This is a genomic window from Acidihalobacter aeolianus (assembly GCF_001753165.1).
In the GTDB taxonomy this organism is placed as follows: Bacteria; Pseudomonadota; Gammaproteobacteria; order DSM-5130; family Acidihalobacteraceae; genus Acidihalobacter; species Acidihalobacter aeolianus.
Map to the genome: position 1 here is coordinate 3,173,734 of NZ_CP017448.1, position 18,048 is coordinate 3,191,781.

Sequence of the window (18,048 nt, forward strand, 5' to 3'; positions counted from 1 at the left end):
ACGGCGAGGCCACAGCACTATACTGATCGGCCGTATTGAAGAAACAGAGTCAGGAGTCGCGAAGCATGTCGGCCCAAGTCCCTACCGGCGGTCTCTATCGCCCCGAATTCGAGCGAGACAACTGCGGTTTCGGTTTGATCGCCCACATGGACGGCCAGGCCAGCCACTGGGTGCTCGAAACCGCGATACATGCGCTCGAACGACTGACACACCGCGGCGCCGTGGCCGCCGACGGCAAGACGGGCGACGGCTGCGGCCTTCTGCTCAAGACTCCGGAACCCTATTTGCGCATTCTGGCCGCAGAGGCCGGCATCCAGGTCGCCAACCGCTTCGCGGCGGGCATGATCTTCCTGAATCCCGATGCAAAGATCGCTGCCAACGCACGCAGCACGCTGGAACGCGCACTCATCGAAATCGGGGTCGAGCCGGCCGGCTGGCGCCGCGTGCCCACCGACGAGACCGCCTGCGGCGACGAAGCCCTGCGCACGCTGCCGCAGATCGAGCAGATCTATGTCAACGCCCCGGACGACATGGACGCGGCAGGCTTCGAGCGGGCGCTGTTCGTGGCGCGGCGTCGTGCCGAACATGCCCTTAGCGGCCAGGACGAGGTCTTTTACGTTTCCAGCCTGTCGGCACGGGTGATCAGCTACAAGGGCCTGATCATGCCCGCGCATCTGACCCATTTTTTCCCAGAGCTCAAGGACCCGCGCCTCGAAACCGCCCTGTGCGTGTTCCACCAACGATTCTCCACCAATACCCTGCCTCAGTGGCGCCTGGCTCAGCCCTTCCGCCTGCTGGCGCACAACGGCGAGATCAACACCATTCGCGGCAACCGCAACTGGGCACGCGCCCGGGCGCACACCCTTGCCAGCCCTCATCTGCCGGATCTTTCCGAGCTCGGCCCGCTGGTGTCCATGGAGGGCTCGGACTCGAGCTCGCTGGACAACATGCTGGAGACCCTGCTCGCCGGCGATATCGACATCTTCCGCGCCATGCGTCTGCTGATGCCGCCGGCCTGGCAGAACATGCAGCATGTCGACACCGATCTGCGCGCCTTCTACGAATACCACTCCATGCACATGGAACCTTGGGATGGTCCGGCCGGCGTCGTGCTCACCGACGGTCGCCATGCGGCCTGCTGCCTGGATCGCAACGGCCTGCGACCAGCACGGTACGTGATCACCAAGGATCGCCACATCACCCTCGCCTCCGAGATCGGCGTGTATGACTACGCCCCCGAGGACGTGGTCACCAAGGGACGCTTGAAGCCCGGCGAGATGCTCGCGGTCGACACGGAAACCGGCGAGCTGGTCCTGCCCGACGCGATCAACGAGCGGCTCAAGAACCGCCAGCCCTACCGCAGCTGGCTGGATCAGTATTCGCGCAGCTTACCCCGCCTGGACGACGACGACGCCGTCGCGCCCACCTTCGACGCCGAGCGCCTGCATACCTACGAAAAGCTCTTCAACCTGAGCTTCGAGGAACGCGATCAGATTCTGCGCGTGCTCGCCGAGGCAGGTCAGGAAGCGGTAGGTTCGATGGGAGACGACACACCGTATCCCGTGTTTTCGCGCCAGATCCGCTCATTGTTCGATAACTTCAGGCAACAATTCGCACAGGTCACCAATCCGCCGATCGACCCCTTGCGCGAACGCGTGGTGATGTCGCTGGAAACCAATCTCGGCCACGAGCGCAACCTCTTCGAGGAAGGTCCCGACCACGCGGCACGCCTGGTCATGGGTTCCCCATTCCTGTCCGAGATGCGCCTGCAGCAGCTGCTCAACCTGCCCTATGACGATCTGCGCGCACATCGCATCGACCTGAATATCGAGCAGGATCGAGACCTGCAGACGGCCATAGCGGACATTTGCAATGACGCCGAACAGGCCGTGAGCGACGGCGCGGTGCTGATCGTGCTGTCCGACCGCGACATCGCGCAGGGCCGCGTCCCCGTGCCGGCGGTCCTCGCCACCGGCGCGGTGCATCACCACCTCATCGACCGCGGCCTGCGTTGCAATGCAAACATCATCGTCGACACCGGCACCGCGCGCGATCCGCATCAGATCGCCGTCCTGATCGGCTATGGCGCAACCGCCGTATGCCCGTATCTCGCGCTGCAGTCACTGCAGGGCATGCGCCGAGCCGGCGAGATTCAGGACAAGACGGATGCCGAGCTGACGGCAGCCTATCGCCGCGGCATCCACAAGAGCCTCTTCAAGATCATGTCGAAGATGGGCATCTCGACCATCGCGAGCTACCGCGGCGCCCAGCTTTTCGAAATCGTCGGCCTGCACAACGAGGTCGTCGACACATGCTTCCCAGGCTCCGTCAGCCGCGTGCAGGGCATCAACTTCACGGATATCGCGGACGATCTCGCCCAACTCGCTCGACAGGCCTGGAGCCCGCGCAAGCTGCCCACGCAGGGTGGACTGCTCAAATACGTGCATGGCGGCGAATACCACGCCTACAACCCAGACGTGGTGCAGACCCTGCACAAGGCCGTGGTTTCCGGCGACTATCGCGATTGGGAAGCACATGCGGCCCTGATCAACGACCGCCCGCCGATGGTTCTGCGCGATCTGCTGCACCTGCGCAAGGACGTCCGCCCCATCCCGCTCGACGAGGTTGAACCCGTCGACGCTATCGTCAAGCGCTTCGATTCCGCCGGCATGTCGCTTGGCGCGCTGTCGCCGGAGGCGCACGAGACCCTGGCAGCCGCAATGAACCGCCTCGGCGCACGCTCGAACTCCGGCGAGGGCGGCGAGGATGCCGAACGCTTCGGCACCGAACGCATGTCCAAGATCAAGCAGATCGCCTCCGGGCGTTTCGGCGTCACCCCGCATTATCTGGTCAATGCGGAGGTGCTGCAGATCAAGGTCGCGCAGGGAGCCAAGCCTGGCGAGGGCGGGCAACTGCCGGGACACAAGGTCAACGAGATGATCGCCAAGCTGCGCTTCGCGCGCCCCGGCGTGGCCCTCATCTCGCCGCCACCGCATCACGACATCTACTCGATCGAGGATCTGGCGCAACTCATCTTCGACCTCAAGCAGGTCAACCCGCGGGCTCTGGTGTCGGTCAAGCTGGTCGCCGAGGCCGGCGTTGGCACCATCGCCACCGGCGTCGCCAAGGCCTATGCCGACCTGATCACTATCTCCGGCTATGACGGCGGCACCGGCGCCAGCCCGCTGACCTCCGTCAAATATGCCGGCGGCCCCTGGGAGCTCGGCCTCAGCGAGGTCCATCAGACCCTGCGCGCGAACAATCTGCGCGACAAAGTGCGCCTGCAGACCGACGGCGGTCTCAAGACCGGTCTCGACGTGATCAAGGCCGCGATTCTGGGCGCCGAAAGCTTCGGTTTCGGCACCGGCCCGATGATCGCCATGGGCTGCAAGTACCTGCGCATCTGCCATCTGAACAACTGTGCCACCGGCGTCGCCACCCAGGACAAGGTCCTGCGCATGAACCACTTCATCGGCAAGGTCGACATGGTGGTCAACTACTTCCGCTTCATCGCCGAGGAAACCCGACGCTGGATGGCTAGCCTCGGCGTGCGCAGCCTGACGGATCTCATCGGCCGCACCGACCTGCTCGAAATTGCCGCCGGGGCCACTCCGCGCCAAGGTCGCCTCGATCTTACCCCTGTGCTGTCCGATGCAGGTGTCCCCGCCGAGGTACCGCGTTTCTGCATCGAACCGCACAACGCCCCGTTCGACCGTGGCGAGCTGGCCGAGCGCATGGTCGCGGACATGCTGCCCGCCATCGAAGCGCAAAGCGGCGGCGAATTCAACTATGAGGTACGCAACGTCAACCGTTCGATCGGCGCGCGCATCTCCGGCGAGATCGCCCGCAGGCATGGCAACTACGCCATGTCGGACACCCCCATTACCGTGCGGCTCAAGGGCACGGCCGGCCAAAGCTTCGGCGTGTGGAACGCCGGTGGCCTGCACCTTTACCTTGAGGGCGACGCCAACGACTATGTCGGCAAGGGCATGGCCGCTGGCAAGATCGTGATCCACCCACCCGCCGGCAGTACCTTCCGCAGCCACGAGGCCGCCATCATCGGCAACACCTGCCTGTACGGCGCCACCGGCGGCAAACTCTTCGCCTCCGGCATCGCCGGCGAACGCTTCTGCGTGCGCAACTCGGGCGCAACTGCCGTCGTCGAAGGCGCCGGCGACCACGCCTGCGAATACATGACCGGCGGCGTAGTGGCCATCCTCGGCCAAACCGGGGTCAACTTCGGTGCCGGCATGACCGGCGGTTTCGCCCTGGTGCTGGATCAGGACAACCAGTTCGTCGACCGCTGCAACCACGAGTTGATCGACCTGCATCGCCTCGACCCCGAGCACATGGAGGCTCCGCGCACCTTCCTGCATAGTCTGCTGGAGGAATATCACACCGAAACACAGAGCCCCTGGGCAGCCGAACTACTGGCCAACTTCAAGCGCTATCTGCCCAAGTTCTGGCTGGTCAAGCCGCGAGCCTCGGATCTGGCCGGCCTGATCAGCACGCTCAGCGAGGCTGCCTAAACTGCGTCGGCCGATCGCCTCCTGATCGGCCGACCATACCCGCGCCATGGCCCGTATCCCGCAGTCCTTCATCGACGAACTCCTGGCGCGGACCGACATCGTCGAGATCATCAACGCACGCGTACCGCTCAAGCGCGCGGGCCATGAATTCAAGGCCTGCTGCCCGTTCCACAACGAAAAGACGCCATCGTTCTATGTCAGCCCACAAAAACAGTTCTATCACTGCTTCGGCTGCGGCGCACACGGCACCGCGCTGAGTTTCCTGATCGAACATGACCGCCTGGATTTTGTCGAGGCTGTCGAGTCCCTCGCCGCCATCCTCGGCCTCGATGTACCTCACGAAGGCGGACATCGCGATGACGACCGCCGCAGCGACGAACGCGCTGCGCTCCACCGGTGCCTGGAAGATGCCTCCGCTTGGTTCAAGCAGGAACTGCGTCGCAGCCAGACCGCCGTCGATTACCTCAAACAGCGCGGACTGGATGGCGTAACCGCAGCCCGCTTCGGACTCGGCTATGCGCCCCCCTTATGGGACGGCCTGCTCAATGCGTTCAAAGGGCGCCACAGCACCGCTCATCTGGTTGAGGCCGGGCTGCTGGTCGAGCGCGACGGGCGACATTACGACCGGTTCCGAGACCGCATCATGTTCCCGATCCGCGATCCTCGCGGCCAGATCATCGGTTTTGGCGGCCGTGTGATCGCCGACGGCACGCCAAAGTACCTCAACTCGAACGAAACCCCGCTGTTCCACAAAGGGCGATCACTCTACGGCCTGTACGAAGCCCGCCAGTCCGGCGTCTTGCTGGATGAGATTTTAATCGTCGAAGGCTATATGGACGTCATCAGTCTCTCTCAGCAAGACATCCACAACGTGGTCGCAACCCTAGGTACCGCCACGACGCGCGAACACATCCAGCGCCTCTACCGCACGGCCAAACGCCTCATCTTTTGCTTCGACGGCGATCGCGCGGGTCGCAGCGCTGCCTGGCGGGCGCTCGAACAGACGCTGCCCGTGCTCGAAGACGGCAATGAGGCCGTTTTTTTGTTTCTCCCCGATGGTCAGGACCCGGACAGCTTTGTACGCAGCGAAGGCAAGGAAGCGTTCCTGAAGCTGGCTGGCGACGGACTCAGCCTGTCTCGCCTGCTGCTACAGGAGCTACGCCGGCGACACCCGGGAAATGACATGGAAGCTCGGGCTGGACTCGCCCACGAAGGCATGCAACTGGTGGGCAACATGCGCGCCGAGATGCTGCGCGCACAGGTGATCGAGGCACTCGCCCGCGAGACCGGTATCGCCACCGGCCGCCTCGAGCGCGCCCAAGCGGGCACGCCCGTCCCGGCACCGGTGTCGACAGACACAAGAGCGCCCCGTCACAACCCACGCGAAGTCAAGGAACGCGCCCAGACTGTGCGCTGGTCGCCGCTGCGCACCGCCATCGCACTCCTCGCGGAGCATACCGAACTCGCCGCCAACGCCCCCGAGGCCGAGGAACTAGGCGACCTCGACAATCCCGGGGTCGCGCTTTATGCCCAACTCCTTGAAACGGTGCGCACGAATCCCAATATCACCACCGCAGGGATTCTCGAACGCTGGCGCGGTGCCGATGGGGAACGAAATTTGCTTCGGCTGATCGAATCCCGCGACATACATTTGGAACCCGATGCCGCAAGACGCGAGTTCGACGACGCGACGGTCCGCTTGCTGGCTCAGCAAATTGAAACTAGATTTCAGTTGCTACGCCGAAAAGCGCAACAGGAGGGTTTGAATGCGGAAGAAAAAGCCGAGTTCAGCCGTCTAGCATTACATGGGGGATTAGACGACAGGCATTCCCTCTAGCCTGATAGCGTCGAACTGTAGTATCATCGCCTGTTTTCCATTCGATTTATTTGGGTGTTTCATTCCATGCAGCACGAAGAGCAACAGTCCCGTCTCAAAGAGCTCATCGCCAAGGGTAAGGAACAAGGCTTCCTGACCTATGCAGAGGTCAACGATCACCTGCCCGACAGCATCGTCGACCCCGAACAGATCGAAGACATCATCGGCATGATCAACGACATGGGCATCACCGTCCATGAAGTTGCCCCGGATTCCGACAGCCTACTCCTGTCCGACTCCGATGTCGCCGCCGATGAAGACGTCGCGGAGGAAGCCGTTGCAGCGCTGACCAGTGTGGACAGCGAGTTCGGCCGCACCACCGACCCAGTGCGCATGTACATGCGCGAAATGGGTACTGTGGAACTGCTGACCCGCGAAGGCGAGATCAAGATTGCCAAGCGCATCGAAGACGGCCTCTCGCAGGTTCTGTTCGCGCTGGCTCACTACCCGCGCGCGATCAGCGGCCTGCTCGCCGAGTACGACCGCATCGAGGCAGGCGACGCCAAGCTGACCGACGTGGTGCAAAACTTTCTCGACCGCGAGGCGATGGAGAACGAGGTCATTCCCACGCCGGCCCAGAAGACCCAGGCCGCGGCATCCGACGATGACTCGGACGATGACGACGAAGACGACGAACCTGCCGAAAGCGGACCGGATCCGGTCGAGGCCAAGGAGCGCTTCACCAAGCTGCGCGACCTGTACACCAAGGCCATGAAGGCGCAAAGCAAGAACCAGAAGGAGAAGTACGACGAGCTCCGCCAGGAGATCGCCACCTTCTTCATGGAGTTCAAGCTCACCCAGCGCGTCATCGACGACCTGACCAACCAGCTGCGCACCACGATCGAACTGATCCGCGAGCAGGAACGTCGCATCATGGACCTGTGCATTCGCCGCTCGCACATGCCACGCAAGGCGTTTATCGAGACCTTCCCGGGCAACGAGACCCGTCTAGAATGGCTTGAGGAGCGCCTACAGGCACCTTCCGCGCAAAAGTACGCCGACGCGCTCAACGAGCACGCCGACGAGATTCGCCACGCGCAGAAGAAGCTCAAGTCCATCGAAAGCAATGCCGCGCTGCAGATCGGCGAGATCAAGGAAATCAACCGCCGCATGTCCATCGGCGAGGCCAAGGCCCGTCGCGCGAAGAAGGAAATGGTCGAAGCCAACCTGCGCCTCGTCATCTCCATCGCCAAGAAATACACCAACCGCGGCCTGCAGTTCCTCGACCTGATCCAGGAAGGCAACATCGGCCTGATGAAGGCCGTCGACAAGTTCGAATACCGCCGCGGCTACAAATTCTCGACCTACGCGACGTGGTGGATTCGTCAGGCCATCACGCGCTCGATCGCGGACCAGGCCCGCACCATCCGCATCCCGGTGCACATGATCGAGACCATCAACAAGCTCAATCGCGTGTCTCGCCAGATGCTTCAGGAAATGGGCCGGGAAGCCACACCCGAAGAGCTGGCCGAGCGCATGGAAATGCCCGAGGACAAGGTCCGCAAGGTGCTCAAGATCGCCAAGGAACCGATCTCCATGGAGACCCCCATCGGCGACGACGAAGATTCGCATCTGGGCGACTTCATCGAGGACGGCAACGTCATGTCGCCCATAGACACGGCCACGCGCGACAGCCTCAGCGAAACCACCCGCGAAGTCCTTGGCTCGCTCACCGCTCGCGAAGCCAAGGTGCTGCGTATGCGCTTCGGCATCGACATGAACACCGACCACACCCTCGAAGAGGTCGGCAAGCAGTTCGACGTGACCCGCGAGCGCATCCGCCAGATCGAAGCCAAGGCCCTGCGCAAGCTCCGCCACCCGAGTCGCTCCGAACTCCTGCGCAGCTTCCTCGACGTAGAGCAATGACATGCTGCGGCCGGCCATCCACGCCGGCCGCCCTCACGATGACGGGCCTGTAGCTCAGTTGGTTAGAGCAGGGGACTCATAATCCCTTGGTCCTCGGTTCGAGTCCGAGCGGGCCCACCACCTCCCCTTCCGACACTGTCCAATATTATCCAAGACATCGCCCACAAAATGGCGCCACACATAGGCTTAGCGTCCAAACCTGTCCAAAGCGATCCGCTTGAATCCAGGCAATAAGTGAGTCAAAGCGTGTGTCAACAAGGGGCCCGGCCCTCCGCCTGACTCGCATTTGGTTGACTCACATGTTGGCCGACACCAAACCCGCACGCACAAGCCACAGTCGAGTTTTCCCTCGTTATAGCGGTCACTTCTGAATAGCGCTCCAGGGGATATTACGACCCAAACATCACATTGGTAGCGAACACGAGGTTTGTTGTAAATCCATCGTAGCTTCACCATATAAGCCGATTCGCAAAAACTATAACCAACCACTTTACTGTGATAGATTCGCTACAGCGACAGCGCCTCCACGAAATCGATGAACACCCGGTCTCATGGCGGCGTTTCGAAGGGGCAAGGCAGCGGGATTCCACCCGAGCAAAATAACGCTGGGAACCGATGCCTTGAATAAGAAATCCTGACGTGGGGCAACGTCCGGTTCGCTGCGTCAGGGAGGGCTATACCTTCTGGAGAAGGCCATGGACGCAAAAACCATCGATAACAAGATCGACACCGAAGGGCTCATCTACACCGAAACGGATACCGGATCGCGCACCGCGGTTCTCGCCATGATTCTCACGGTAGGCTTGATTGGCTACGTGTCCAACATCATTGAAATGGGCGCGCAGACGCACATTTCCGGCTGGTTACGCGCCATGGGGGCCTATTTCCCCCCGCTGGGCGCGCTGCTGGGCTTGATGTAAGCGGCCCCCACCCGCAAACGCGCGGAACACCCCGTCCGGTTTAGCGCACGGCCGGGGTTTCGCTTGGTGTCGCCGGCTCGTTCCATTATGTAACTGCCCGAATGCAGGCGGGGCGCATCTGTCCTGCGCGCTGCCAGCCTTTACCAAGCAACGCGTGCTTGCACCCGCTCACACCAATTTGGTGAATCTCGTTACGGCATCATGCGTGCGACGGTCTGTACGTCGTCAACTATGGGAAAGGCTTCCGGATTGGGCAGGTTGTAGTGCCACCACTCCATGGGGTTATGCACCCAGCCGGCCAGCGCCATGATTCCGGCAAGCATCTGCCGATTGCCTTGCACATCCGCAGGCAGGCCCGGATGGGCGTGAAAGGAGGCCGGCTCCATCGCATCGAACCCGGTGCCCATGGGCAAGGCTTCGCCTGACGGATAAGCCAGGGTCAGGTCGACGGCGATGCCGCGGCTGTGCGTCGAGCCCAGTTCGGGGTCGGCGATGAAGGTCGGATCGGGCAGCGCTTCCCAGAGCCTGCGCTGCGCGGCAGGCGGGCGATATGCGTCGAATACGATCAACCTGCGGTCTGCCGCACTCGCCAGCTCGGCGGCTTTCATCAGCGCGGCATGCGCTTCAGGATGGAGCAGCGCGACCGCGTAAGCGTAGATCGGCGTGCCGGTGATGTTGTCGGCAGTCGCGTATTTCAGATCGAGATCAATGGCCGGATGTTCGACGATGTGCAAGACTGAAGCTCCCTTGGATGATGTTGACGCGGCACTAACCCGCCTGAAATCCTACCGCAAACGGCTGGCAATGCCTTGCCAGCGGCAAGCATCCGCCAAATCACGCCGAATTTCGCCCGGAAAACCTAGAGTTATAGCGGTTTTCGAAAAATAACATCATACTTCGACCTATCAGGGCTCACATCCACCGCCGCGATCCCATGTCGATGCCACTCAATGTCCTCATCGGCCGCCAGCCGATCTACAACAATATTCTGGGCATCTATGCTTACGAACTCCTGTTTCGCGGGATGGGGCGCACCCAGGCTGACGTCGCCACGGCCCAGGTGGTCGTAAACGCCTTTCAGGAATTCGGTATCGACAAGCTGGCCGGCACGAGCCGCATCGGCATCAACCTCAGCCGCAGCCTGCTCAGCGTCGCACACGAATTGCCGATCCCGCCAGAACGCGTCATTTTCGATATCCCGCCCGCACTGGCCAGCGCCGACGAAATGCCGCAGTTGCGGCTGCTATCCAAGATGGGGTTCACTCTCGCGCTGGACGACGCCCAATACGACCCCGCCTTGAGCGACATCTATTCACTGGCGGATATCGTCAAGATCGACATCCGCGGGACGGATGCCAAGACCCTGCCGGACAACATCGCTGCATTCCGCCGCCATCGGCTGAAGGTCCTCGCGCTCAGGATCGAGTCGCTGGCCGAGTTCGAATATCTCAGGGACCTCGGTTTCGATTATTTTCAAGGTTATTTCCTCAGCCGCCCCCGTGTGGTGAAAAGCTCCAGCCTGCCGCCGAACAAGGTCGCAGTCTTGCAACTCTTCGCCATTGTTTACGATCCGGCCACTGAGACTCGAGACATCGAAAAAGCGATCGCCGCCGACCCGATCCTCAGCTACAAGCTGCTGCGTCTGATCAATTCGGCCTTCTACAACCTGCCGCGCCCGGTCACCTCGCTAAGGGATACGATTATCCTTCTGGGCCGACGCCGTCTCGCAACCTGGTGCATCCTGCTTTCCTTGACCCACTTGAGCGACAAGCCGGCAGCGGTATTCATCATCGCGCTGGCCCGTGCGCGCATGTGCGAACTGCTGGAAGAAGGTACGGCAAAGAGGAGTAGCGGCGATGGCTTTATCGTCGGTCTGCTGTCAGCCCTCGACCTTCTGCTCGACCGGTCTTTGGCTCAGGTCATCGCACCCCTACCGCTTTCCTCCAACGTCAAGGAAGCGATTCTGGGGCATGAAGGCGCGCTGGGGCATTATCTGCAGGCAGTGCTCAGCTACGAGATCAGCCAATGGCGGCAGGTGGCGGGCAACGGCATCCCTCCGGAGTTGCTGATGACCTCGCGGATGGAAGCCCTCAGCTGGGCAGAATCGATACTCAGTTCCACCGCCGCATCGGGCGACTCGGGCAAGCAAAACCTACCTTCCGTCAAACCCGTTTAAGAATTTGAGCTTGCGCTGCAGGGTGGAGCGGCTGATGCCGAGCAGCCGGGATGCCTTCACCTGATTGCCCTCGCAAAGCGACAGCACCCGCCGGATGTGCGCCACCTCAACTTCGTGCAAGCTCATGTCGTGCGCCGGCTCCTCGTAGGTATCGGTGGCATGCTGATTGATAATGATGTCTTCGGCGTCGATTACGTGCCCCTCGGCCAGCGCGAAGCTGCGCTCCAATACGCTGGTCAGCTCGCGGACGTTGCCGGGCCAGTCGTACATGTACAGCTTGCGCCTGGCTCGCGGGGTAATTTCGAATGGCTTTTCGTCGCCGATCTTCGCGTTCTGCCGGGCCAGGAAGAAATCGGTCAGGGCGTAGATGCCGTCGCGCCGCTGGCGTAGCGGCGGAATCTTGATCTCGATGACGCCGAGGCGGAACAGCAGGTCCTTGCGGTACTCGCCCGTCTCGCTCAGGGTCCACAGATCGCGGTTGGTGGCGGCGATCACGCGGACGTTGACCTTGGCCACCTTGGTGCTGCCGACCGGACGGATCTCGCCCTCCTGCAACGCGCGCAGCAGCTTGGCCTGCAGGCTTTGGGTGACATCGCCGATCTCGTCCAGAAACAGCGTGCCGCCGTCCGCCTCCTGAAACAGCCCGGGCTGGCTGGTGTTCGCGCCGGTGAACGCCCCGCGGACGTGGCCGAAGAGTTCCGAATCGAGCAGGTTCTCGGTCAGCGCACAGGAATTGACCGCCACGAAACGCTTGTTCGCGCGGGTGCTGAGACTGTGGATCAGACGCGCGATCACCTCCTTGCCCGCCCCCGTCTCGCCGGTGATCAGCACTGGCATGTCCTGACGCGCAATCCGCTGGACGCGCCGGATGATCTCGCGCATCGCCTCGCTCTGCGAAGCGACATACGGCTCGTGACGCCGCGCCGCCTCTTCGCGCAGCAGCATCAGCTCCTGGCTCTGCGCCCGTTTTTCCAGGATCTTGCCCACCCGGATCAGCAGTTCGTCGGGGGCCAGCGGCTTGACCAGATAATCGTACGCGCCGAGCTTCATCGCGCACACCGCCTCGTCCACCTCGCCATGTGCGGTGATGATCACGATTTCGGGGTGATCGCCGCGGGCGCGAATGCGCGACAGGATGTCCAGGCCGTTCTCCCGACCCAGACGCATGTCCAGCATCACGAGATCGACGTGCTGCTCGGCCACGATGGCCAAGGCCTGCTCGCCCGTATTCGCGTCGGTGACGTTGTGCCCCTCCTTGTCGAGGAGCATGTGCAGGGTTCGCCGGATATTCGGCTCGTCGTCGACGACCAGGATGTTAGCCACGACGGCGCGCCCTGGGCAGCGTAAACGAGGCCTGCGTGCCCTCGCCCTGCACGCTGCTCATCTCAAGCCGGGTACCGTGCTGCGCGAGGATGTGTTGCGTGATGGCAAGACCCAAGCCGACCCCGGTGGGACGGCTGGTGTAGAAAGGCTCCATGATCTGTTCCAGCTGTTCGCTCGGTATGCCCTCGCCGTTGTCGCAGACTTGGACTGTCACATGCCGCTCATCCGCCGTCAGCACGCGCACCGTCAGCCGGCCGCCTTCGGGCATCGCCTCGATGGCGTTGAGCATCAGATTCATCAATGCCTGGTGGATCAGGTCGACATCACACAGGATCAACGCCCCACCGCTTTCATCTTCGAGCACGAATTCGACATTCTCGGGTTGATTGGTACCCAGCAGGGTAAACAGCTTGTGGATGGCCTCGGCGATGTCGGTCGGTTCCATGCGCGCGATGGGAAATCGCGAGAACTGGAGAAAGTGCCGGAAAATGCGCTGCAGGCGCGCGCACTCGCTGGACACGATCCCGGACAGTTCCTGCTTTTCGCGCGGCGTGAGATTGCTGCGCACCAACAGGGCGATGGAGTTGACGATCGCCTCAAGCGGATTGCGGATTTCGTGGGCGATGCCCGCCGGGAGCTGGCTCATGCAGGTAAGACGGTCGCGCTCGGACCAGCTCACACGCTGCGTGTCATCGTGGGTGACGAAGGCCTCCACGGCATCGGCCATGTTGTTGAATGCCTCCGCGGCCGGCAGCATGCCCTGAAAATCTTCAGGGTTCAGGCGTGTCTGAAAGTGAAAGGCACCCAAACGCTGCAGGGCCTCCACCAGCAGTTCCTGTTCGCCGTGCGCTGTTTCCATCGGTTAGCGACCCGGGGAGATAAAAAATCCATTATACAGGTATTAATATTCTCGTTAAGTTCCCTGAGATGCCGCTCCCTCGCTGCTGAGGTTCAACGCCTGCAGAAAGGATTGCGTGGCGCGCGAGCGCAGCCGGGCCTGCGGTGCGGCGACATACAAGTCCCAATGGATGCCCTTGGCGCACTCGAGGTGACGGTAGACAAGATCGGACCCCGCATGCGCCAAGGCGCGGAATGAGGCGAAGCCGATGCCGAGCCCGGCACGCACGGCTTCCTTGACCGCATCGACCCCCGTCACGACGATATTCACGGGCAGCTGCAGACCCACCTCGGCCAGCGCGCGCTCGAAGGTCTGCCGGGCACCGGAAGCGGGCTCGCGCCAGATGATCGCCGAACCGCTCAGCGCACTCAGCGGCACGACTTCGGGATAGCGTTGCGCAAGCGGGTGTTCGGGACGCAGCACGAGCACCACCTCGTCGACCACCCAGGGGCTGAGTTCGTACGATCCCGAGATCGGCAGATCGGGCAGCGGGCCCTCGATCATGCACACGTCGAAGGCCTCCAGACGGCGCATCAGCGCCTCGGAGTTGTCCGTGTCGATGTACACGGACACGCCCGGATAGCCCTTCTGGAATCGCACCACGTGCTCCGGAAGGTAATAGCTCGCCAGGGTGCTGGTGGAACCGATATGGATGCTGCCGGCATCCACGCCCTGCAGCTGTCGGATGTAGTCGTCGGCCTGGGCGTGCGCGCGGCGCAGCGTCTCGGCATGATGCAGCAAACCCTGTCCCGCCGGCGTCAATTCGATACCGTACCCGCGCCGCGTGTAGAGCGGTTCGCCGACCAGATTCTGCAATTGGCGCAGTTGGCTGGAAACCGCCGGTTGACTGAGACACAAGGCGTCGGCCGCCCGGCTGATGCTGCGCAATCTGGCCACGACCGTGAAACTCAACAGGTGCTGAGGATTGACCATGCGGACTCCGAACCCGATTAAATATATAAATTTTGAATAATTAGAATAGATATAACAGATTTGAGTAATAGTATGACTTGTCATAGTCTTTGCGTCCACGGCGAAACCCAGGAGGCCGCTCATGGATCAAGGATCGAAATGCCGGATAACGGTCGACGGCCAAGTCTACGTCGGCGAGGCGGATGAACCGCTGATCCCGTTTCTCGAACGCAACGGCGTCGCCATCCCCCACATCTGCTACCACCCCGCACTCGGCCCGATACAAAGCTGCGACACCTGCTGGGTCGAGGTCGACGGCAGTCCGCGCCGCGCATGCACCACCACGCTGGCCAACGGCATGAGCGTCGCCATCGAATCCCAAAGCGCCCGCGAGACACGCGAGGAAGGCCTCAACCGCGTGCTGAAGAATCACGACCTTTACTGCACGCTGTGCGACAACAACAACGGCACCTGCACCGTGCACAATACGGTCCGCGACATGGGTGTAGAGCATCAGGTGTACCCGTACACGCCGAAGCCCTACGAGGTGGACGCGAGCAATCCCTTCTATCGCTACGACCCCGACCAGTGCATCCTCTGCGGCCGTTGCGTGGAGGCCTGCCAGAACCTGCAGGTCAACGAAACCCTGAGCATCGACTGGAGTCTGGAACGCCCGCGCGTGGTCTGGGACGGCGGCCAGCCGATCAACGAATCGAGCTGCGTTTCCTGCGGCCACTGCGTCACCGTCTGCCCGTGCAACGCGCTGATGGAAAAAAGCATGCTCGGCAAGGCCGGCGTCTTCACGGCCGTCCCCGAGAAGGCCCGCCAGCCGATGATCGACGCCGTCAAGGCGGTCGAACCGGCCACTGGCTTCATCCCCATCATCGCGGTATCCGAGCTTGACGCGGCCATGCGCAAGCAGGATGTGCGCCGCACCAAGACGGTGTGCACCTACTGCGGCGTCGGCTGCAGCTTCGAGATGTGGACGCGCGGCCGCGACATCCTCAAGGTCGAACCAAGCGAAGGCCCGGCCAACGGCGTGTCCACCTGCGTGAAGGGCAAGTTCGGCTGGGATTTCGTCAATCACGAGGATCGCCTGACCACCCCGCTGATCCGCGAGAACGGCCGTTTCCGCGAAGCGAGCTGGGACGAGGCCCTCGGCCTCGTCGCGCGCCGCTTCGCCGAGATCCGCGACGCCCACGGACCCGACGCCCTGGGCTTCATCGCCTCCTCCAAGTGCACCAACGAGGAGGCCTATCTGATGCAGAAATTCGCGCGCGGCGTAATCGGCACCAACAACATCGACAACTGCTCGCGCTACTGCCAGAACCCGGCCACCACGGGCCTGTTCCGCACCGTCTCCTACGGCGGCGACTCGGGCGGCATCGCCTCCATCGAGCAGGCCGACCTCGTGCTCATCGTCGGCTCCAATACCGCCGAGAGCCACCCCGTGCTCGCCACCCGGGTCAAGCGCGCACACAAGCTGCGCGGCCAGCAACTGGTCGTCGCCGACCTGCGCAAGCACGAAATGGCCGAGCGTGCGGACGTATTCATCCGCCCGCGTCCGGGCACCGATCTCGTCTGGCTGTCGGCGCTCAGCCGCTACATCCTCGACCAGGGTCTGGAGGACAAGGCATTCCTCGCCGAGCGCGTGAACGGCCTGTACGAGTTGCGCGCCTCGCTCGCACCCTTCACCCTGGAATACGCCGAATCCGTGTCCGGCATCCCGGCGAATACCCTGCGCGATCTCGCCGAGCGCGTGGCGCACAGCAGCGGCGTGTGCGTGCTGTGGGCGATGGGCGTCACCCAGCACTGCGGCGGTTCCGACACCAGCACCGCGATTTCCAACCTGCTGCTGATCACCGGCAACTACGGCCGCCCCGGCACCGGCGCCTACCCACTGCGCGGGCACAACAACGTGCAGGGCGCCAGCGACTTCGGCGCGATCACCGCCTTCCTGCCAGGCTACTCGCCGGTCAGCGACGAAACCGCCCGCGCCCGCTTCGGCCAGGGCTGGGGCGTCACGCTGCCGGAGAAGCCCGGACTCGACAACCACGAGATGGTCGATGCCGTGCATGCCGGCGAACTCAAGTCGATGTACGTGATCGGCGAGGACATGGCGTTGGTCGACTCCAACGCGCTGTACGTGCAGTCGGCGTTCGAGAAGCTCGACTTCTTCGTGGTGCAGGACATCTTTCTCTCGCGCACCGCCCAGTTCGCCGACGTGGTGCTCCCGGCCGCGCCCAGCGTCGAGAAGGAGGGCACCTTCTCCAACACCGAGCGCCGCATCCAACGCCTCTACGAGGTCATGCCGCCGCTCGGCGACTCGCGCCCGGACTGGCGCATCCTCACCGAGCTCGCCGAGCGCCTCGGCCGGCCCTGGGGCTACACCCACCCGAGCGAGATCATGGGCGAGGCGGCCAGCCTCACGCCGCTGTTCGCCGGCGTCGACTACGCGCGCCTGGAAGGTTTCGCCTCGCTGCAATGGCCGGTGGCCGCCGACGGCACCGACACCCCAATCCTGTTCACCGAACGCTTCCCGTTCCCGGACGGCCGCGCGCGGCTGCACCCGGTGGAATGGGTCGAGCCGGCCGAGCTGCCGGACCTCAGCTACGACCTGCATCTCAACAACGGCCGCCTGCTCGAGCAGTTCCACGAGGGCAACATGACCAACCGCTCCCGCGGCATCCACAGCAAGGTGCCCGACACCTTCGTGGAGCTGTCGCCCGAGCTGGCGCAGCGACGCGGGGTGCGCGACGGCAGCCGCGTACGCCTGACCTCGCGGCGCGGCAGCATCGAGGCGCGGGTGCTGGTCACCGACCGCGTCCAGGGCGACGAGCTGTACATGCCGATGAACTCGGTCGAGGAGCCGATCAACGTGCTCACCGGCAGCCATACCGACCGCGTCACGCACACCCCGGCATACAAGGATCTGTCGGTGTCGCTGGAAGTGATCGAGGCGGACGGCCCCACCCCGCTGCCGCCGCACAACTCGCGCTACGGCCACCCCACGCCCAAGGATGGCCCCGAGCTGCACGAGAAGTGGCGCCGGGCGGACTACCAGCGCCCGCCGCACAAACTGCCCGAACACGGAGGACTCTGAGCCATGGCCGCACCGCTTGCCTACACGCCCCCGCCGCGTACGCAACCCGACGACGCCCACGCCGAACTCGAGCGCCTCATCCAGCTGCTGCACGAGCGCGATGTCCTACGCCTGGCCAACAACACCCTTGGTGCGGCGCCGGAGCTGACCACCCTGCTCGCCGAACTGCTCGACCGCGATGGCAGCCGGCGGCTGAGCTACAACCTCGCCCGCCTCGTTGCCCTGCTCGGCGAACTCGACATGGCACGCATCGAACGACTGATCCCCGCCCTCGAATGCGGGCTTGCCGCGCTCGAAGCGACCGCCGCGGACGAAACCACACAGCCGTCCGGCATCGCCGGCGCGCTGGCGCTGCTGCGCGACCGCGAGCTGTGGCAGGCGATCGGGGGCATCGTCGCCTTCCTCAAGGCCTTCAATCGGGGTCTGGGCGAATGAACGCGCCCAC

Annotated in this window: 11 protein-coding genes and 1 tRNA gene; 8 read left to right on the top strand and 4 right to left on the bottom strand. The window is 63.1% G+C overall.

Annotated elements, in window-relative coordinates:
• Nucleotides 1–65 precede the first annotated feature (65 nt).
• The 5 genes from gltB (at nt 66) to BJI67_RS14840 (ending at nt 9,191) form a co-directional block, all read left to right on the top strand.
• On the top strand, nt 66–4,529 hold the full coding sequence (gltB, locus tag BJI67_RS14820; protein WP_070073693.1) for a glutamate synthase large subunit: 4,464 nt from the start codon (nt 66–68) through the stop codon (nt 4,527–4,529).
• 46 nt (nt 4,530–4,575) lie between these two features.
• Nucleotides 4,576–6,366, top strand: a complete 1,791-nt coding sequence (dnaG, locus tag BJI67_RS14825) for a DNA primase (protein ID WP_070073694.1) — start codon at nt 4,576–4,578, stop codon at nt 6,364–6,366.
• A 66-nt stretch (nt 6,367–6,432) separates the two neighbouring features.
• The gene (gene rpoD, locus BJI67_RS14830; RefSeq protein WP_070073695.1) at nt 6,433–8,271 is read left to right on the top strand and encodes an RNA polymerase sigma factor RpoD; all 1,839 of its coding nucleotides are present in this window, start codon (nt 6,433–6,435) and stop codon (nt 8,269–8,271) included.
• 43 nt (nt 8,272–8,314) lie between these two features.
• Nucleotides 8,315–8,391 (top strand) — tRNA-Ile (locus tag BJI67_RS14835).
• Nucleotides 8,392–8,966: 575 nt separating this feature from the next.
• Nucleotides 8,967–9,191 (top strand): hypothetical protein, encoded by a 225-nt coding sequence (locus tag BJI67_RS14840; protein ID WP_070073696.1) that lies wholly within the window; start codon nt 8,967–8,969, stop codon nt 9,189–9,191.
• A 191-nt stretch (nt 9,192–9,382) separates the two neighbouring features.
• On the opposite strand, the gene ddpX is transcribed toward BJI67_RS14840, so the two are convergent.
• A complete protein-coding gene (ddpX, locus tag BJI67_RS14845) occupies nt 9,383–9,925 on the bottom strand; it encodes a D-alanyl-D-alanine dipeptidase (protein WP_197513158.1) in 543 nt (180 codons plus the stop codon).
• A 200-nt stretch (nt 9,926–10,125) separates the two neighbouring features.
• Here ddpX and BJI67_RS14850 point away from each other — a divergent pair, with 200 nt between their 5' ends.
• Nucleotides 10,126–11,367, top strand: a complete 1,242-nt coding sequence (locus tag BJI67_RS14850) for an EAL and HDOD domain-containing protein (RefSeq protein WP_070073697.1) — start codon at nt 10,126–10,128, stop codon at nt 11,365–11,367.
• Here the strand turns inward: BJI67_RS14850 and BJI67_RS14855 are convergent.
• From BJI67_RS14855 to BJI67_RS14865, 3 genes are read right to left on the bottom strand one after another with little or no spacing between them, the layout of a single operon-like run.
• Nucleotides 11,344–12,690, bottom strand: a complete 1,347-nt coding sequence (locus BJI67_RS14855; RefSeq protein ID WP_083250926.1) for a sigma-54-dependent transcriptional regulator — start codon at nt 12,688–12,690, stop codon at nt 11,344–11,346. The genes BJI67_RS14850 and BJI67_RS14855 overlap by 24 nt on opposite strands.
• Nucleotides 12,683–13,549, bottom strand: a complete 867-nt coding sequence (locus tag BJI67_RS14860; protein WP_070073698.1) for a two-component system sensor histidine kinase NtrB — start codon at nt 13,547–13,549, stop codon at nt 12,683–12,685. The genes BJI67_RS14855 and BJI67_RS14860 overlap by 8 nt, the downstream gene beginning before the upstream one ends.
• Before the next feature lie 54 nt (nt 13,550–13,603).
• Nucleotides 13,604–14,521 carry a LysR family transcriptional regulator gene (locus tag BJI67_RS14865; RefSeq protein WP_070073699.1) on the bottom strand — a complete coding sequence of 306 codons (918 nt, stop codon included), beginning with the start codon at nt 14,519–14,521 and terminating at the stop codon, nt 13,604–13,606.
• 121 nt (nt 14,522–14,642) lie between these two features.
• Here BJI67_RS14865 and fdhF point away from each other — a divergent pair, with 121 nt between their 5' ends.
• Nucleotides 14,643–17,603: a formate dehydrogenase subunit alpha gene (fdhF, locus tag BJI67_RS14870; protein ID WP_070073700.1), complete on the top strand. Its 2,961-nt coding sequence runs from the start codon at nt 14,643–14,645 to the stop codon at nt 17,601–17,603.
• A gap of 3 nt (nt 17,604–17,606) precedes the next feature.
• Nucleotides 17,607–18,038, top strand: coding sequence for a DUF1641 domain-containing protein (locus tag BJI67_RS14875; RefSeq protein WP_070073701.1), 432 nt, complete (start codon nt 17,607–17,609; stop codon nt 18,036–18,038).
• Nucleotides 18,039–18,048 lie beyond the last annotated feature (10 nt).